General features: G+C 72.9%; 15 protein-coding genes. 7 read left to right on the top strand and 8 right to left on the bottom strand.

The window, feature by feature from the left end; genetic code table 11:
- Positions 1-33 precede the first annotated feature (33 nt).
- From DEJ23_RS03200 to DEJ23_RS03180, 5 genes are read right to left on the bottom strand one after another with little or no spacing between them, the layout of a single operon-like run.
- Positions 34-1,194 carry a cysteine desulfurase family protein gene (locus tag DEJ23_RS03200; protein ID WP_111238826.1) on the bottom strand — a complete coding sequence of 387 codons (1,161 nt, stop codon included), beginning with the start codon at positions 1,192-1,194 and terminating at the stop codon, positions 34-36.
- A gap of 6 nt (positions 1,195-1,200) precedes the next feature.
- A complete protein-coding gene (gene nadC, locus DEJ23_RS03195) occupies positions 1,201-2,124 on the bottom strand; it encodes a carboxylating nicotinate-nucleotide diphosphorylase (RefSeq protein WP_111238825.1) in 924 nt (307 codons plus the stop codon).
- Complete coding sequence (locus tag DEJ23_RS03190) at positions 2,121-3,821, bottom strand: L-aspartate oxidase (protein WP_111238824.1); 1,701 nt, start codon at positions 3,819-3,821, stop codon at positions 2,121-2,123. The genes nadC and DEJ23_RS03190 overlap by 4 nt, the downstream gene beginning before the upstream one ends.
- Positions 3,822-3,877: 56 nt before the next feature.
- Positions 3,878-5,149: a quinolinate synthase NadA gene (gene nadA, locus DEJ23_RS03185; RefSeq protein WP_111238823.1), complete on the bottom strand. Its 1,272-nt coding sequence runs from the start codon at positions 5,147-5,149 to the stop codon at positions 3,878-3,880.
- A gap of 8 nt (positions 5,150-5,157) precedes the next feature.
- A complete protein-coding gene (locus DEJ23_RS03180) occupies positions 5,158-5,868 on the bottom strand; it encodes an NUDIX domain-containing protein (protein WP_111238822.1) in 711 nt (236 codons plus the stop codon).
- Positions 5,869-5,985: 117 nt separating this feature from the next.
- Between DEJ23_RS03180 and DEJ23_RS03175 the strand changes: the two genes are divergently transcribed.
- The 3 genes from DEJ23_RS03175 to DEJ23_RS03165 all read left to right on the top strand — a co-directional run bounded on the left by DEJ23_RS03175 (position 5,986) and on the right by DEJ23_RS03165 (position 9,174).
- Positions 5,986-6,267, top strand: coding sequence for an acylphosphatase (locus DEJ23_RS03175; RefSeq protein ID WP_181429087.1), 282 nt, complete (start codon positions 5,986-5,988; stop codon positions 6,265-6,267).
- A gap of 121 nt (positions 6,268-6,388) precedes the next feature.
- Entirely contained in the window at positions 6,389-7,873 is a 1,485-nt protein-coding gene (locus DEJ23_RS03170) for an MDR family MFS transporter (RefSeq protein WP_111238821.1), read from the top strand.
- A 53-nt stretch (positions 7,874-7,926) separates the two neighbouring features.
- On the top strand, positions 7,927-9,174 hold the full coding sequence (locus DEJ23_RS03165; protein ID WP_111238820.1) for an FAD-binding protein: 1,248 nt from the start codon (positions 7,927-7,929) through the stop codon (positions 9,172-9,174).
- Between the two features lie 35 nt (positions 9,175-9,209).
- Here the strand turns inward: DEJ23_RS03165 and DEJ23_RS15590 are convergent, their stop codons facing one another.
- Complete coding sequence (locus tag DEJ23_RS15590) at positions 9,210-9,701, bottom strand: 2'-5' RNA ligase family protein (RefSeq protein ID WP_181429086.1); 492 nt, start codon at positions 9,699-9,701, stop codon at positions 9,210-9,212.
- Positions 9,702-9,924: 223 nt separating this feature from the next.
- On the opposite strand from DEJ23_RS15590, the gene DEJ23_RS03155 reads away from it, so the two are divergent.
- From DEJ23_RS03155 to DEJ23_RS03145, 3 genes are read left to right on the top strand one after another with little or no spacing between them, the layout of a single operon-like run.
- The gene (locus DEJ23_RS03155) at positions 9,925-10,875 is read left to right on the top strand and encodes a MetQ/NlpA family ABC transporter substrate-binding protein (RefSeq protein WP_111238818.1); all 951 of its coding nucleotides are present in this window, start codon (positions 9,925-9,927) and stop codon (positions 10,873-10,875) included.
- Entirely contained in the window at positions 10,875-11,915 is a 1,041-nt protein-coding gene (locus DEJ23_RS03150; protein WP_111238817.1) for a methionine ABC transporter ATP-binding protein, read from the top strand. Before DEJ23_RS03155 ends, DEJ23_RS03150 begins: the two co-directional genes overlap by 1 nt.
- Positions 11,912-12,586 carry a methionine ABC transporter permease gene (locus DEJ23_RS03145; protein WP_111238816.1) on the top strand — a complete coding sequence of 225 codons (675 nt, stop codon included), beginning with the start codon at positions 11,912-11,914 and terminating at the stop codon, positions 12,584-12,586. The genes DEJ23_RS03150 and DEJ23_RS03145 overlap by 4 nt, the downstream gene beginning before the upstream one ends.
- A 238-nt stretch (positions 12,587-12,824) precedes the next feature.
- Here the strand turns inward: DEJ23_RS03145 and DEJ23_RS03140 are convergent, their stop codons facing one another.
- Together DEJ23_RS03140 and DEJ23_RS03135 are read right to left on the bottom strand one after the other, a co-directional pair.
- Positions 12,825-13,604 carry an endonuclease/exonuclease/phosphatase family protein gene (locus DEJ23_RS03140; protein WP_111238815.1) on the bottom strand — a complete coding sequence of 260 codons (780 nt, stop codon included), beginning with the start codon at positions 13,602-13,604 and terminating at the stop codon, positions 12,825-12,827.
- Positions 13,605-13,773: 169 nt separating this feature from the next.
- A complete protein-coding gene (locus DEJ23_RS03135; RefSeq protein WP_220034177.1) occupies positions 13,774-15,177 on the bottom strand; it encodes an MFS transporter in 1,404 nt (467 codons plus the stop codon).
- 300 nt (positions 15,178-15,477) lie between these two features.
- On the opposite strand from DEJ23_RS03135, the gene DEJ23_RS03130 reads away from it, so the two are divergent.
- The gene (locus DEJ23_RS03130; RefSeq protein WP_111238814.1) at positions 15,478-16,731 is read left to right on the top strand and encodes a hypothetical protein; all 1,254 of its coding nucleotides are present in this window, start codon (positions 15,478-15,480) and stop codon (positions 16,729-16,731) included.
- Positions 16,732-16,805 lie beyond the last annotated feature (74 nt).

Raw genomic sequence — 16,805 nt, 5'->3', positions numbered from 1 at the left:
CCCCAACAATGGAGTAGAACGTCTAGTACACGTCTAGACGAGGGCGCGCACGGTCGCCACGGCCTCGGCCACCGCGGCCACGACGACCGGGACGTCCTCGTCCGCCAGGCCCGCGTCGAACGTCAACCGGAGCGCCGTCCTCGCGGTGTCCGCCGACAGACCGAGCGCGGTGAGGACGTGGGACGCCTCCGTGCTCCCGGCTGCGCAGGCGCTCCCCGACGACGACACGACGTCGCGCTGCTCGAGCTCGAGCAGGACGGTCTCGCCGTTGACAGCAGCCGGACCGTCCGGGACCCCGGGGAAGCAGAACGACGCGTGTCCCGGGAGCCGCCGCTCGGCGGCCCCCGTCAGCACCGCGCCGGGCACGGACGCCAGGACGCCCCGCACGAGTGCGTCCCGCGTCCCCGTGGCGCGGGCGGCAGCGTCGTCGCGCTCGGCAGCGGCGATCGCGACCGCGGTGGCGATCGCCACGGCGCCGGCGACGTCCTCCGTGCCCGAGCGCCTCCCCCGCTCGTGGCCACCGCCGTGCAGGAGCGGTTCGAGCGGTACCCCGCCGCGGACCGCGAGCACGCCCGTGCCCTTCGGGGCACCGAGCTTGTGTCCCGAGAACGACAGCGCGTCGACCCCGAGCCGGTCGAGCCCCACGGGCAGCCACGGGGCGCTCTGCACCGCGTCGGTGTGGAAGCGTGCGCCGACGCCGTGCGCGACCGCGGCGAGTGCCGGCAGGTCCTGCACGGTACCGATCTCGTTGTCCGCGTGCGCGACGGACACCAGGGTGGTGTCCGGCCGGACCGCGGCGGCGAGCGCTTCCGGGGACACCAGCCCGTCGGGGGCGACCGGGACGACGGTGACGTCGAAGCCGTGGTGCCGTTCGAGGTACCGGCAGCTCTCGAGGACGGCCTCGTGCTCGATCGCGCTCGTGACGACGTGGCGACCACGCGGTGCGGCGAGCGCGATGCCCTTCACGGCGGTGTTCGCCCCCTCGGTGCCCCCGGACGTGAACACGACCTCGCCCGGTCGGCAGCCGAGGAACGTCGCGACCGCGGCACGGGCGTCGGCCAGCCCGCGGGCGGCCGCGTCGCCCACCGCGTGCGGCGACGAGGGGTTGCCGAAGACACCGGTCAGGTAGGGCCACATGGCCTCGAGCACCTCGCGGCGCACGGGGGTGGTCGCGGCGCGGTCCAGGTAGAACACGGGCGTTCAGTCGACGGCGGTCGTCACGTCGACGTCGAGCCCGAGGTCGAGCGCGCGGGCCGAGTGGGTCAGCGCGCCGACGGAGACGACGTCGACGCCGGTGCGGGCGATCCGGCCGACGGTCTCGAGCGACACCCCACCGGAGGCCTCGACGAGCGCGCGGCCCGCGACGAGCCGCACCCCTTCGACGAGCTGCTCGGGCGTGAAGTTGTCGAGCATGATCGTGTCGACGCCAGCCGCGACCACGGGTTCGACCTGGTCGAGCCGGTCGACCTCGACCTCCAGGTGCACGGTGTGTCCGAGGCGACGCCGAGCGTCGCGGACGGCGTCCCCGATCGAGGTCCCGCCGGCGAGGAGCACCGCCAGGTGGTTGTCCTTGGCGAGCACCGCGTCGGAGAGCGAGTTCCGGTGGTTGTGCCCGCCGCCGCAGCGCACCGCGTACCGCTCGAGCGCGCGCAGGCCCGGAGTGGTCTTCCGGGTGTCGGCGACACGGGTCCGGGTGCCGGCGACGGCTTCGACGTACCGCGCGGTGAGGGTCGCGATGCCCGACATCCGCTGCACGAGGTTGAGGCCGACCCGCTCGGCCCGGAGCACCGCCCGCGCGGGTCCCGACACGGTCGCCAGGACCTGACCCGCCGTGAACGCCGACCCGTCGGACACGTGCAGCTCGGTGCGGATCGTCGGGTCGACCGCCTGCATCACCGCCGTGAAGACGCCGCCGCCGGCGAGCACGCCCGGTTCCCGAGCGGCGAGGACGGCGGTCGCGACCGCATCCGCCGGGATGAGCGTCTCGCTGGTGACGTCACCCCAGGGCGCGTCCTCCTCGAGCGCCGTCTCGACGACCCGACGCAGGGCGTGCGGCGGGATCGAGCCGGGATCGGACGGGGCGACGGCGGTCGCTCCGGCGACGGCTCCGGTGGTGCTGGTCATGCGGGGACTCCCTGTGGGACGGTCGATTCGGTGACGACGGGGTCGGTGGCGGCTCCCGGGCGCGTGGCGCGCACCCATGCGGTGCTGGCCGGCACGGACGGGTCGGTGTCGGGATGGTCGGTCCGCGCGTGCGCGCCCCGGGACTCCGTGCGGGCCTCGGCCGCGAGCGCCGTCACCCGTGCCAGGTCGAGCAGTGCGCGGTCCTCGTGGTCGCGCACCGTCCGCGGTGTGGGCGGACGGAGCGCTGCCAGTGCACGCCGGGCCGCGGCGAGTCCCGTCGCGTCGCGGAGCAGCCCGACCCGCTCCGTCATCTCGGTCTGGACCGCTCGGCGGACGTCGTCGACGTCGGGACGGTGGTCCGTGCCTCCCGACCGACGGTCCCCTCCCGACCGGTGAGCGGTGCGGTCCGGACGGGAGGCACGGACCACCGCCGCCTCGTGCGTCGCCCGGTCGTCCGGGACCGCGTGAACGGGCAGCGCGACGTCACCGCGCAGACGCAGGCGCGCGGGACGCGGCACGCCGACGGCGTCCGCGGCGCGGACGCCGAAGACCAGTCCCTCGAGCAGCGAGTTCGACGCGAGCCGGTTCGCGCCGTGGACGCCGGTGCAGGCCGCCTCGCCGACGGCGAGGAGCCCGGGCAGGCTCGTGCGGCCCTCGGCGTCGGTGGCGACACCGCCCATCGCGTAGTGGGCGGCCGGGGCGACGGGGACGCCCTCGCGGGTCCAGTCGAACCCGGCCGCCCGCGTCGCTCGGGTGAGGCCCGGGAAGCGTCCCACGAGGAACGCGGGATCCAGACCGGTGGCGTCGAGGAGGACGGGCTCGCCGTCCTGGTCGCGCACCGCCGCGGCGATCCCCCGCGCGACGACGTCGCGCGGGGCGAGCTCGGCGTCCGGGTGCACCGCCGGCATGAAGCGGCGCCCGGATGCGTCGCGGAGCACGGCCCCCTCGCCGCGGACCGCCTCGGAGACGAGTCCGCCGCCGGGCACGGCGAGTCGGGTCGGGTGGAACTGGACGAACTCCAGGTCGGCGACGACCGCGCCGGCGCGCCACGCGGCGGCGACGCCGTCACCGGTCGCGACCAGCGGGTTCGTGGTCTCGCGGTACAGGTGCCCGGCGCCCCCGGAAGCGAGCACGACCGTGTCGGCGAGGATCCGCTGGGGTTCGCCGAACAGGTCGAGCACGTCGACCCCGACGACGGCGCCGTCGCGGAGGACCAGGTCGGTGAGGCACGTGCGCTCCAGGACCGTGACGTGTCGTCGGAGCAGGGCCGCCACCAGCGTCCGCTCGATCGCTGCCCCGGTGGCGTCACCGTCGGCGCGCACGACGCGCCAGCGGCCGTGCGCCGCCTCGCGTCCGCGGGCCAGGTCGTCGCCGTGGCGCTCGAGGGACGCGGCGTCACCGGTCCGGTCGAAGGGGACACCGAGCGCCACGAGGTCGCGGACGCGGGCCGGCCCGTCGGCGCAGAGCACGGCGACGGCCCGCGCGTCCGCGCTGCCGGCGGCGGCGGTGTGGGTGTCGCGCTCGTGCAGGGCGACGGAGTCGTCGGCGCCGAGCGCGACGGCGATGCCGCCCTGCGCTGCGGCGGTCGCGCCGTCCGCGAGCCCGCCCTTCGTCACGAGCGTGACGTCGTGCCGCGTGCTCGCGCGGATCGCGGCGGTGAGCCCGGCGATGCCGGACCCGACGATGACGACGTGCACGGTGTGCTCCCTGCTGCTCTCGGTCTCGGTCCGGGTCGGGTCGGGCGTCGCGCCGGTCAGCCGCGCGGCTTCGCGGCGAGCATGCGCTCGAGCGCGACCCGGGCGTCGGCCTGCACGTCCGCCGGGACGACGATCTCGTTCAGGACCTCGCCGCGGACGAGTGCCTCGAGCACCCAGGCGAGGTACCCGGGGTGGATCCGGTACATCGTCGAGCACGGGCAGACGACCGGGTCGAGGCAGAAGATCGTGTGCTGCGGGTACTCGGCGGCGAGGCGGTTCACCATGTTGATCTCGGTGCCGATCGCGAACGTGGTCGGTTCGGTGGCGGCCGCGACGGTCCGGCGGATGAGGTCGGTGCTGCCCGCGGCGTCCGCGGCGTCGACGACGGCCATCGGGCACTCGGGGTGGACGATCACCTGGACGCCCGGGTGCTCCCGTCGGGCCTGCTCGATCTGCTCGACCGTGAACCGGCGGTGGACGGAGCAGAAGCCGTGCCAGAGCACCACGCGGGCCGCCTCGAGGTCGGCGACGGAGTTGCCGCCGAGTGGCTTCCGCGGGTTCCACATCGGCATGAGGTCGGTGCTGATCCCCATCGCCTTGGCGGTGTTCCGGCCGAGGTGCTGGTCGGGGAAGAAGAGGACGCGCTGCCCGCGTTCGAAAGCCCACTCGAGCACCGTCGCGGCGTTCGACGAGGTGCAGACGATCCCGCCGTTGCGTCCGCAGAACGCCTTGAGGTCGGCGGCGGAGTTCATGTAGGTGACGGGGATCACCGGGACGCGCCCGTCGGCGTCCGGCTCGCTGCCGTACACCGCGGTCAGCTCGGCCCAGGCCGCCTCGACGCTGTCGATGTCGGCCATGTCGGCCATCGAGCAGCCAGCGGCGAGGTTCGGCAGGATGACCCGCTGGTCGTCACGGGCGAGGACGTCCGCCGTCTCCGCCATGAAGTGGACGCCGCAGAACACGATCGCCTCGGCGTCGGGCTTCGTCAGGGCTGCGTTGGCCAGCTGGAACGAGTCGCCGAGGAAGTCCGCGTGCCGCACGACCTCGTCGCGCTGGTAGAAGTGCCCGAGCACGACGACCCGGTCCCCCAGTGTCGCCTTCGCCCGCTCGATCCGCTCGTGCAGCTCCTCGTCGGTGGCGTGCTGGTACTCGTCCGGGATCTTCCCCTGGCGCGGAGCGGTCGTCGGGATGACGTCGGACATCGACGAGCCCGGTCCGTAGCCGGGCAGGGCGTCGACCGCCCAGCTGGGCATCGCCAGGTCGGGGGTGCAGGTGCTGCCGGCGGCCCTGCCGTTCGAGATGCGGTCGATGGTGAGCGCGATGGACACGGTGGTTCCTATCGGGTCGGGGGCTTCGCGGTGGCCGGGGCCGTGAGCGGCCCGTTGTCGGCGTACGCCAAGTCTGGGTTCGAGCGGTAGAGCCGGGCCGGACGGTGGCGGTCCCCGCTCGTCGTCTCGTCGGTGGGCAGCACGGCGTCACCCTGCGCGACCTGCCGTCGGAAGTTCGCGGGATCGAGGGTCCGTCCGAGCACCGCCTCGTAGACGCCGCGGAGCTCGGCGAGGGTGAACCGGTCCCCCAGGAACGCCTGCGCGATGCGGGAGTACGACACCTTGTTGCGCAGGCGCCAGAGCGCGTAGTCGACGATCCGGTCGTGGTCGAAGGCCAGCGGCGGGTGCTCGTCCGCCAGGAACCAGCGCACGTTCCAGTCGTCGGGCACCGAGTCCGCCTCGTCCGGGTGCACGAGCGCCCAGTAGACGATCGAGACGACCCGGGTCGGGGACCGGTCGACGTCGCCGAACGCGTAGAGCTGCTCGAGGTAGCGCGGCTGCACGTTGGTGGTCTCGCGCAGGCGTGCGGCCGCCGAGTCCTCGAGCCCCTCGTCCGTGCCGACCCACCCGCCCGGGAGCGCCCACGACCCCTCGTACGGATCGGTCACCCGTCGCACGAGGGGCATCCACAGCGCCGGAGCGCCGGTGTCGGGGTGCGGGCGCAGCGCCACGATGACGGTGGAGACCGCGACGCGGATGCCGTCGGACGATGCGCTCATGCGGGTTCAGGTCAATCTGACTCGAAGTGTTCGGGTTGTAATGACACTATCAGCCGTGTCACCAGACCGGAACAGCGCCGTAACCTGCGCCGTCCCGACCGCCCGTAGCCTGGCGGCATGACGACGGTGACGAGGGTGCACGCCGTGGTGTCGGGTTCCGTCCAGGGGGTCGGCTTCCGGTACTGGACAGCACGCAAGGCGGACGGGCTCGAGCTCGCCGGGTACGCCAGGAACCTGTTCGACGGGACGGTCGAGGTCGAGGCCGAGGGGCCGTCCGAGGCGGTGGACGCACTCGTGGGATTGCTGCGCACGGGACCGCCGACGGCGACGGTGACCGACGTCGCGCTGCGGAGCGTCGTGCCGCACGGCGACGGCGACGGGTTCGCGATCCTGCGGTGACCAGCCCGTTCACGAGGAGGTCACGCGAACGCGGAATACTCGGGTCCGTCCAGGCGGTTGCCCTGTCTGCGCCGCCCGCGCCCCCTTCGTCGCCGCACGTGATCACCACCAGGAGCCCCGCATGACCCAGGCCGTCGATTCCGCCCCGCGCACCGGGAGCGTCTCGCAGCCCTCCGCCGGCGAGACCCGACTCGTGATCGGGCTGCTGCTCGTCTCCGCGTTCGTCGTCATCCTCAACGAGACGATCATGGGCGTCGCACTGCCCCGGCTGATGGAGGACCTCGACATCTCCGCCGCCACCGGGCAGTGGCTCACCACCGGCTTCCTGCTGACGATGGCGGTGGTCATCCCGATCACGGGCTTCCTGCTCCAGCGCTTCAGCACCCGCCAGGTGTTCATCGCGGCCATGACGCTGTTCTCCGCCGGCACGCTCGTCGCGCTCGTGGCCCCGGGCTTCCCCCTGCTCCTGGTCGGCCGGATCGTGCAGGCCAGCGGCACCGCGATCATGATGCCGCTGCTCATGACGACCGTCCTCAACCTCGTCGAGCCCGCACACCGCGGTCGCATCATGGGCAACATCTCGATCGTCATCTCGGTGGCCCCGGCCGTCGGCCCGACGATCTCCGGCCTCATCCTGAACGCCTTCACCTGGCGCTGGCTCTTCGGCTTCGTGCTGCCGATCGCCGTCGCCGCCCTCGTGCTCGGGGCGCTCAAGGTGCGCAACGTCACCACACCTCGTCGTGCGCCGCTCGACGTCCTCTCGGTCGTGGTGTCCGCCGTCGCCTTCGGCGGGATCGTGTTCGGGCTCTCGAGCTTCGGCGAGTCGGGATCGACCGGGCCGCTCGTGCCCGTCCTTGCGCTGGTCGTCGGCTTCGCGGCCCTCGCGGTCTTCGTGTTCCGGCAGACCCGCCTGCAGCGCACGGACAGCGCCCTGCTCGACCTCCGGACCTTCCGCACGAAGGGCTTCACCCTGCCGATCGTGGCGATGGGGCTCAGCTTCATGGCCATGTTCGGCACGCTCATCCTGCTGCCGATCTACCTCGAGCGCGTGCTCGGCCTCGAGGTCCTGACCGTCGGCCTGCTGCTCCTGCCCGGTGGCCTGGTCATGGGCCTGCTCTCCCCCGTCGTCGGCCGGATCTACGACCGACGCGGCCCCCGCGTGCTGCTCGTGCCCGGTTCGGTCATCATCAGCGCCGTGCTCTGGGCGCTCTCCACGGTCGGCGTCGACACCAGCGTGTGGTTCGTGCTCGGCGCCCACGTCGTGCTGAGCATCGGCCTCGCGCTCACCTTCACGCCGCTGTTCACCGCGGCGCTCGGGGGGCTGCCGCCGAAGCTGTACTCGCACGGCAGCGCGGTGCTCGGCACGGCGCAGCAGCTGGCCGGCGCGGCCGGTACGGCACTGTTCGTGACGCTGCTGACGATCGGCGCCGCCACGGCCGGAGCCGACGCGGACGCGTCCGGGGTCGCATCGGCGACGGCGTCCGGCGTGCAGACGGCCTTCCTGGTCGGCGGGGTGATCTCGCTGTTCGGGATCCTGACGTCGTCGCTGGTCCGCCGCCCGGAGGCCCCCGAGGGCGCCCCCGCCGGTGCGCCCGCGATGCACTGAGCCCCGTCCCGCCCACGGTGCCCCGCCCGCGCGGACCTGGCATCGTGGGCGCCATGCGGTCGACGACGCCTGAGCTGAACTGGTCCGGCACGGTCACCTACTCGGCCGAACGGGTGGTGCGACCGCGGACGATCGACGAGGCCGCCGAGGTCGTCGCCAGGGCATCGCGGGTGCACGGCCTCGGCACCCGCCACTCGTTCAACGACGTCGCGGACACGTCCGGTGTGCTCCTCGACCTGACCGGCATCCCCACCGACCTGGTCGTCGACTCCGCGGTGGGCACCGCGACCATGGGTGCCGGCACCCGCTACGGACTCGTCGCACCCGAGCTCGACGCCGCCGGGGTCGCCCTGCACAACACCGGATCGCTGCCGCACATCTCGATCGGCGGCGCGATCGCCACCGGGACGCACGGCTCGGGGACCACGCTCGGGTCGCTCAGCACCGCCGTGCGGTCGTTCGAGCTGCTCGGCGCGGACGGGTCCCGACGCGTGCTGCGGCGCGGCGACGACGACTTCGACGGAGCCGTCCTGCACCTCGGACTGCTCGGCATCGTCACGCGCGTCGAGGTCGACGTCGAGCCCACCTACCGCATGCGCCAGGACACGTACGGACCGATCCCCTGGGAGCGGTTCGTCGCACACGTGGCCGACGTTCACGCCGCGGCGTACTCGGTGTGCTCGTACACCGTCTTCGGGGACCGGGTCAGCGAGGTGCTGGTGAAGTCCCGCGTCCCCGACGGCGCCGACGACGTCACCGTCCCCGACGCACTGCTCGGCGCGCCGCGGCTGCCCGGGCGACCCGCCGACGGACATCACACCGCGCGGGACGGTTCCGTCGGCCCGTGGTGGGACCGGTTGCCGCACTTCCCGATCGACGCGGTGCCGAGCGTCGGGTCCGAGGTGCAGAGCGAGCACTTCGTCCCGCTGCGGCACGCCGCCGCCGCACTCGAGGCCGTGCGCGGGCTCGCGGACCGGATCCAGCCGCACCTGCACGTCTGCGAACTCCGGACGATGGCGGCGGACCCGTACTGGCTCAGCCCGACGCAGGGCGAGGACGTCCTCTGCATCGCCTTCACCTGGCAGAAGCACCCGACGGAGGTCGCGGCGCTGCTGCCCGACCTCGAGGCCCGGCTGGCCCCGTTCGACGGCCGCCCGCACTGGGGGAAGATGAGCTCGCTGGACGCGGACGCGGTCTCGGCACTGTGGCCGCGGCTGCCGGACTTCCGGCGACTGGTGGCGGCGGCCGACCCGGAGCGGACGTTCGCATCGGCCTTCGGCGAGCGGGTCCTGCGGACCTGAGCCGTGCCTCCCGACCGGTCGTGGCCTCGCTGGCGTCACGCGACGGGGGTGACCGTCCTCGTCTCCCCGTCCCAGTGCCGGACACCGCCGATCGTCAGGGTCTCGGGCAGGGGCGCTGCGCGCAGTGCGGCGACCGCCCGCGGCAGGTCGGCGTCGCGGACACGACGCGCGAACGTGACGTGCGGCGACCACGCGCCCGGCGACGAGGTCTCGACGGCGTCCGGCGCGACCCGGTGCACCGCGGCGTGGAAGGCGGCCAGCTCCGGGTCGACGACGACCGCGCGGACCAACACCGACCGGTCCGGGCCGGCGGGGAACAGCAGGAGCCCGCCGAGCCGGACGGAGGTCGGCACCGGCACGTCGAAGCCGTCCGGCACCGGCAGGTCGTCGCCGGCAGCGAGCGTGACGTGCGGACTGTTCGTGCCCGAGCGCCCGAGGCTCGGCAGGTCGGCGGCGATCAGGGCGTCCCACGCAGCACGCACGGCGGCGTCGGGATCGGGGGCGAGGACGAGTTCGATGCTGCGCACGGTCCGAGTCAACCAACCGGCGCTGCGTCCTCGGGGCCCCGGACGTGACCTGTGGAGAAGTCGTCCCGATGTAACACGGCGGAACGGATTGGCCACGGCGAGCCGGCGGCGGTCACACTCGAACGCGTGCCGCGGGGACCCGCGGCCGCCACAGCACCGCCCGTGCACGCAGCCGTCCGGGCTCGCCCCGCCCGTCCGGGCACGTCCCCACGAGGAGCACCCCATGTCCGCAGCACCCGTCCTGCCCCAGAAGCCGAAGGGCAAGCGCCCCGTCGGCTGGATCATCGCCGCGGCGGTGGTCGTGGTCGCGATCGTCGTCGCCGTCGTCGTGGCCGCCGTCCGCTCCGGTGGGTCCGACGACGCAGCCTCCGGCGGCGGCTCCGACAAGACCGTCACGATCGGTGTCGCCGACAAGTCGCTCGGCTACTGGAGCACCTACACGAAGCTCGCGAAGGACGAGCTCGGCGTGACGGTCGAGCTGACGAACTTCTCGGACTACTCGCTGCCGAACCCGGCGCTCAAGGACGGCCAGCTGGACATCAACCAGTTCCAGCACATCCAGTACCTGGCGGACTACAACGTCACGTCGAACGACGACCTGCAGCCGATCGGTTCGACCGCCGTCTACCCGCTGCCGCTCTACGCGACGGAGTACGACAAGACGAGCGAGCTGCCGGAGAACGCGAAGGTCGCGATCCCCAACGACTCCATCAACCAGGCCCGCGCGCTGCTCATCCTGCAGGCCACCGGGCTCCTCGAGCTCGAGGACGGCGGGTCGGCGTTCTCGACCACGACCGACGTCGAGTCGTCGAAGGTCGACGTCCAGCCGCTCGACGCCTCGCAGACCGCCAACGCGCTGCAGCAGGGCTCCGTCGCCGCCGCCGTGGTGAACAACAACTTCGCGACCGCCGCGAAGCTCCCCACGAGCGACATCATCTACCAGGACGACCCGTCGAGCGCGAGCGCCGCCCCCTACGTGAACGTCTTCGCGGTGCGCGACGCCGACAAGGACAACGAGACGTACCTCGACCTGGCGGAGCTGTTCCAGGACCCGGCCGTGCAGGAGGCGTTCGCGAAGGACCTGCCCGAGGCCGTCGCCCGCGACGAGAGCGCCGAGAAGCTGCAGGACGAGCTCGCGAAGGTCGAGCAGGACGCGAAGGCGGCCAAGCAGTAGTGCCCGCCCTCGTCGAACTCCGCGGCGTCTCCAAGCACTACCGCCGCGCCGACACCGGCGAGACCGTGGTGGCCGTCGAGGACGTCTCCCTGGACGTGCACCAGGGAGAGGTCCTCGGCGTCATCGGGTACTCCGGCGCCGGCAAGTCCACGCTCGTCCGCCTCGTCAACGCGCTCGAGCTGCCGTCGTCCGGCAGCGTGACCGTCGGCGGGCAGGAACTGACGGCGATCCCCGAGCGGGACCGCCGCCTGGCACGCCGGAAGATCGGCATGATCTTCCAGCAGTTCAACCTGTTCCGCTCCCGCACGATCGCCGGCAACGTCGCGTACCCGCTCAAGGTCGCGGGCGTCGAGAAGGACGAGCGGGACCGCCGCGTCGCCGAGCTCCTCGACTTCGTGGGGCTGCTCGAACGGGCGCACGCCTACCCGGAGCAGCTCTCCGGCGGGCAGAAGCAGCGCGTCGGCATCGCCCGCGCGCTCGCCTCGAACCCCGAGCTGCTCCTCGCCGACGAGGCCACGAGTGCCCTCGACCCGGAGACCACGTCCGAGGTCCTCGCGCTCCTGCGCCGCGTCAACCGGGAGCTCGGCGTGACGATCATCGTCATCACCCACGAGATGGACGCGGTGCGGCAGATCGCCGACCGGGTCGCCGTGATGGAACAGGGCCGCGTCGTCGAGGTCGGGGACGTCTACGACGTCTTCGCCTCGCCGCAGACGGGTGCCGCGCAGCGCTTCGTCCGCACCGCGCTGCACGACCGCCCATCCGCCGAGCAGCTCACGCGGCTGCGCGAACACCACCGCGGTCGGCTCGTGACCGTGCAGATCACCGACGAGGTCGGCCTGCAGAACCGGGTCGACGCCGCGTTCCGCACGGCGGGCGTCTCCGCGGAGCTCGTGTTCGGCGGGGTCGGCGAGATCCGCGAGCGGCGCATCGGATCGCTCACCTACGAGCTCACGGCGGACGACCCCTCCGCCGTCGACCGGGCGCTCGATGCCCTGCGGGACGGGCGGATCACCGTCGACGAGGAGGCAGCAGCGTGAACGGCAACGGCTTCCAGAGCGTGATCGACACGTCGGACGTGTTCTTCGCCGCGATCCGCGACACCCTCGTGATGACGCTCGTCTCGCTCGTCGTCGCCGGGGTCATCGGGCTCGCACTCGGCCTCGTCCTGTACGCGACCCGACCGGGCAACCTGCTCGGCAACCGCGCGGTGTACACGATCGTCAACGTGGTCGTGAACATCGTGCGGCCAATCCCGTTCGTGATCTTCCTCGCGGCCATCGCGCCCCTGTCGCGGGTCGCCGTGCAGACCACGATCGGTGTCCCCGCGGTGACGTTCGCCATCTCGCTCGCGGCGTCGTTCGCGGTGTCCCGGATCGTCGAGCAGAACCTGCTCGCGGTCGACCCGGGCGTGGTCGAGGCAGCGCGGGCGTCGGGAGCGCACCCGGTGTCCATCCTGCTCACGGTGCTCATCCCCGAGGGCGTCGGACCGCTCATCCTCGGCTACACGTTCATCTTCGTGGGCATCGTCGACATGACCGCCCAGGGCGCCCTCATCGGCGGTGGCGGCCTCGGCGAGTACGCGATCGTGTACGGCTCGCAGCGGTACGACTGGTGGATCGTCTACGTGTCGGTGGCGGCGATCGTGGTCATCGTGCAGCTCGGGCAGTTCATCGGCAACCGGTTGGCGCGGGCGACCCTGCGGCGCTGACGCGACGCCAGCGACGACGGACGGGAGGCGCGGTGCCGGCTGGCACCGCGTCTCCCGTCCGTCGTGTGGTTGCGCCGCGGGCGCGGTGCCGGCGGGTGCTCCGGTCGCACGACTCGCCGCTCACGAACCCGCGCGACGGCGTGTCGTGCGACCAGGACGGCCGCGCGACGGCGCGTCGTGCGACCAGGACGGCCGGGCGACAGTGTGGTGTGCGAACGGGACGCGGGGGCTGGCCGCGTCAGGCCGTCGGGGTCTCCGGGACCTCGACGGCGGCCGTCGCGGTGCCGGGGTGCTCGTAGTGGGCACGCACCAGGATCGGACGGTGGTCCGAGATGCCCGCGGGCAGGGTCTCCACGCCGGCGATGTGCAGGCCGACGCTCGTCGCGAAGTCGAAGTGGCCCGTGAACTTCCGGTAGCGCAGGTAGGTCGGCTGGTCAGAGAGCGACAGCGCGAACCCGTGCTGCTCGATCTTCCGCCGCAGGTTCGTCTGGAACCAGGGGTAGTTGAAGTCACCGACCATGATCGCCGGGGCCTCGTCGGAGAGGTCGCGGACGAACTGGTGCGCGGCCTCGATCTGCTTGCGGCGCAGCGAGTTCGTGGCGGTGAGCGGCGACGCGTGGAACGAGGCCACGATGACCTCGGCGTCGGCCTCGGTGTCGCGGAGGTGCATGGCGATCAGCCGCTCGTGGGCGGGGGCGAGGACGCGGTCGTGCAGGGACTTCTGCAGCGAGTGGATGCTGAAGTCCTGCAGCTCGAACCGGTCGTCGCGCTTGTAGATCGCCAGGCCGAGCCGGTTCGCCTTCGTCGAGGCGGCGAGTGACAGCCCCGCGACGCTCGGAGCGAGGTCGTTGCTGTCGCACTCCTGCACGCAGATGACGTCGGCCTGCGAGGCCTCGGCCAGGGCGGCGAGCTCGCTGTTCGCGGTGTGCTCGCGGAGGTTGTAGCTGACGACACGCAGCTCGGTGGGCTGCACGGCGGTCTCGCCCGCGATCGTCCCCTGGTGCTGTGGCCCGGCCATGCTGCCTTCCGTCCTGGGTGTCTCGGTCACCCTGCCGCGGCAACCGTACTCGGCTGTCGCCGACAGTTGCTGTGACCGTAGCGCACCGCGGGTTTCGCGCGTGTGACCGTGCCGGGAACGGATGCCGTCAGGTGGGCGCGCGACGCCACCCGGACCGTGTCCCCCGCCGTCAGGCGCGCACCCGCCGGGCCGGCCGCACGGTGTCCCCCGCCGTCCGGCTCATCAGCACGCCCTCGACGCACGCGACGACGAGCAGCACGGCGATCACCGAGAACGCCACGTCGTAGGGCCCGGTCCCGCCGAGCCCCGCCGCCGCACGGATCACGACTGCGGCGACGGCGACGCCGAAGCCCGCCGCGACCTGCTGGAGCGTCGAGGACAGCGTGTTCGCCGGCGTCATGTCCGCCTGTTCGACGTCCGCGAAGGCGATGGTGTTGTACGCCGTGAAGCCGACCGACCGTGCGGCACCGCTCACCACGAGGAGCACGGCGAGCAGCCAGAAGGGGGTGTCCTCGGTCAGGAACACCATCGCGACGACGCTCAGCGCCGCGACCGCGCTCGACACGACGATCACCGGACGGTAGCCGAACCAGCGGAGGAACGGCGTCGTCATGGGCTTGATCCCGAGGTTGCCGACGAACACCCAGAGCACCGCGGAGCCCGCGAGGACCGCGCTCCACCCCCAGGCGTCCTGGAACAGCAGCGGCAGCACGAAGGGCACGGCCGACACGGCGAGCCGGAACAGGCTGCCGCCGGCGTGCGAGACGCGGAAGGTCTCGAGGCGGAACGAGCCGAGCCCCATGATCGGGTGCGGTGCCCGACGGAAGTGCCGGACGGCGAGCCAGCAGCACACCGCGCCGAGGACGCCGGAGGCGACGACCGCGACGAGCGGGACCGTGTCGAGCGCGAGCAGCGACGCCATCACCACGAGGGACCCGAGCCCGACGCAGGCGAGCAACGACCCGAGCCAGTCGAACGGCACCCGCTCGGGGGCGCGCTCCTGCGGGACGAGCACGAGCGCCGCGACGAAGGCGACGACCCCGAGCGGGATGTTCACCAGGAAGATCCAGTGCCAGCTCAACGTGTCCACGAGGACCCCGCCGACGAAGGGCGCGATGATCGGGGCCGCGAGCGCCGGCCAGGTCAGGATGGCGATCGCGGTGACGAGTTGCTCGCGTCCGGCACTGCGGAGCACGACGAGCCGCCCGACCGGCACCATGAGCGCTCCTCCGAGGCCCTGCAGGATGCGCCAGAGCGTCAACTCGACCAGCCCGGTCGACGCGGCGCAGAGCGCGGAGGCGAGCGTGAACAGGGCGATCGCGCCGGCGAACACCGTGCGCGACCCGACGCGGTCGGTGAGCCACCCGCTCACCGGGATGAACACGGCGAGGGTCACGAGGTACGCGGTGATCGCGACGCCGATCGCCGCCGAGTCGACCCCGAGATCCCGTCCCATCGCCGGGGCGGCCGTCGCCAGGATGGTGCCGTCCAGGAGCTCCATGAAGAAGGTGCCGGCGACGAGCACGGCCACCGCCGTGCTCCCCCGCCGTCGTGTCGTCGTCATCGTCGTCATGTCACGTCGAATGCTATGCCCGCTCGGTTTCTGCACGCGCGGCCCGCCGGACCGACCGCGCGACGCGTCCAGCGCACCGCCGTCGCCGCCGGCACGGTGAGGTTCCGCTCAGGGAGCGCGAGGGGCCGCGCCCGGCCGGGAGGCACGGGTCGCCGCCGCGACGACGGCCGACCACCCGGCGGGCCGGGTCGGCCCGCGCACCCGGCGACGAGCCTGGCGGCCGGTGCGGCGGATGCCAGGATCGCCTGGATACCCTCGGAGGGTGCCCCTCATCAGCCCTGCGTCGGACGGAACGGGCCGGTGAGCCGGTACGACGGCGCCGTCCCCGGGTCGCTCGCGAACGGTCGTCGCCGCATCGTCGACCTCGCGACGAGCCTCCCCGTGTGGGCCGCGGTGCTGCTCGTCTGGGGTGGTGGCCGCATCGTGTCGACGGTCTGGCTCGCGCTGGCCTACCCGCTCATGGCACGGGCGATGCCGGACAACGCGATCTGGGGCAACGAGCACGGGTTCGGCGCGTTCCTGACGGCGTGGGACGGGCAGTACTACGAGCAGATCTCCGTGCACGGGTACCCCACCACGCTCCCCCTCGACGAAGCCGGCCACGTGTCGCAGAACGCGTGGGCGTTCCTGCCGGCGTTCCCCTTCGCCATCCGCATGTTGACGGCGTCGACGGGCGTCCCGTTCGCGGTCGGTGCACCGCTCGTCGCCCTCGTCGCCGGGCTCGTCGCGACCTTCCTGCTGCACCGGCTCGTCAGCGACCACGCCGGGCACGCCGCGGCGATGTGGGCCGTGTTCTTCTTCGCGTGCGGCCCGCTGTCGTTCCTGCTGCAGGTCGGGTACGCGGAGAGCACCTTCCTCGCACTCACCTTCGGGGCGCTCCTCGCGCTCGAACGCCGACGCTACGGCCTGCTGACGGCGCTCGGGGTCGTCGCGGCGTTCACGCGTCCGGGGGCGCTCGCGGTGCCGCTCCTGCTCGGGGTCGTCGCGCTCGTCCGCTGGGTCCGCGCACGTCGCGAGGCCGCGGGGACCGGGGTGCGGTCGCTCGACGCCTTCCCCCTCGCCGAGCGGGTCCGTGTCGTGGCGGCCGGTGTGGTGATGGCCACCGCCGGACTCGCGTGGCCCGCCATCGCCGCGTACGTGACCGGGCGGCCGGACGCGTACCTCGAGACCGAGATGTCGTGGTGGGTGAACTTCATCGGACGGGTCGAGTTCACGCCGATGACCCCGTGGTTCCTCATCGCCGCGCGGTGGCTCGGCGTCGGCGGCATCCTCATCGTGGTGTTCCTGCTCGTGGCGTACCCGGTGTGGCTCCTCCGACGCTCGACCCGGCGGCTCGGGTCGACGACGGTGCTGTACTCGGCCGCCTACGCGCTCTACATCTTCGCGGTGTCGTTGCCGATGGCCTCGACGCCCCGGCTGCTCATGCCGCTCGCGCCGCTGTTCGGCTCCCCCGAGCTCGTCGCCCGGCCCTGGATGCGCTGGACCTTCGTCAGCTGCGCACTGCTCGGCCAGCCGGTGCTCGTCGCGGTGCTCTGGCTGCTCGGCCCGCCCTGACGCCCGCGCCCTCGCGGAACGCAACGTCGGCGGTTGCTCGCAGTGCGGTAGCGCTGCGAGCAACCGCCGACGTT

It is taken from the genome of Curtobacterium sp. MCSS17_008 (assembly GCF_003234185.1).
Taxonomy (GTDB): domain Bacteria; phylum Actinomycetota; class Actinomycetes; order Actinomycetales; family Microbacteriaceae; genus Curtobacterium.
This window is presented reverse-complemented; position numbering and strand designations above follow the sequence as displayed.

What these genes read in the sequence shown, in the direction of transcription:
- nadC (WP_111238825.1), bottom strand. Translation starts at nt 2,124, where the DNA reads ATGACCAGCACCACCGGAGCCGTCGCCGGAGCGACCGCCGTCGCCCCG.
- DEJ23_RS03135 (WP_220034177.1), bottom strand. Translation starts at nt 15,177, where the DNA reads ATGACGACGATGACGACGACACGACGGCGGGGGAGCACGGCGGTGGCC.
- DEJ23_RS03155 (WP_111238818.1), top strand. Translation starts at nt 9,925, where the DNA reads ATGTCCGCAGCACCCGTCCTGCCCCAGAAGCCGAAGGGCAAGCGCCCC.
- DEJ23_RS03180 (WP_111238822.1), bottom strand. Translation starts at nt 5,868, where the DNA reads ATGAGCGCATCGTCCGACGGCATCCGCGTCGCGGTCTCCACCGTCATC.
- DEJ23_RS03175 (WP_181429087.1), top strand. Translation starts at nt 5,986, where the DNA reads ATGACGACGGTGACGAGGGTGCACGCCGTGGTGTCGGGTTCCGTCCAG.
- DEJ23_RS03165 (WP_111238820.1), top strand. Translation starts at nt 7,927, where the DNA reads ATGCGGTCGACGACGCCTGAGCTGAACTGGTCCGGCACGGTCACCTAC.
- DEJ23_RS03140 (WP_111238815.1), bottom strand. Translation starts at nt 13,604, where the DNA reads ATGGCCGGGCCACAGCACCAGGGGACGATCGCGGGCGAGACCGCCGTG.
- DEJ23_RS03170 (WP_111238821.1), top strand. Translation starts at nt 6,389, where the DNA reads ATGACCCAGGCCGTCGATTCCGCCCCGCGCACCGGGAGCGTCTCGCAG.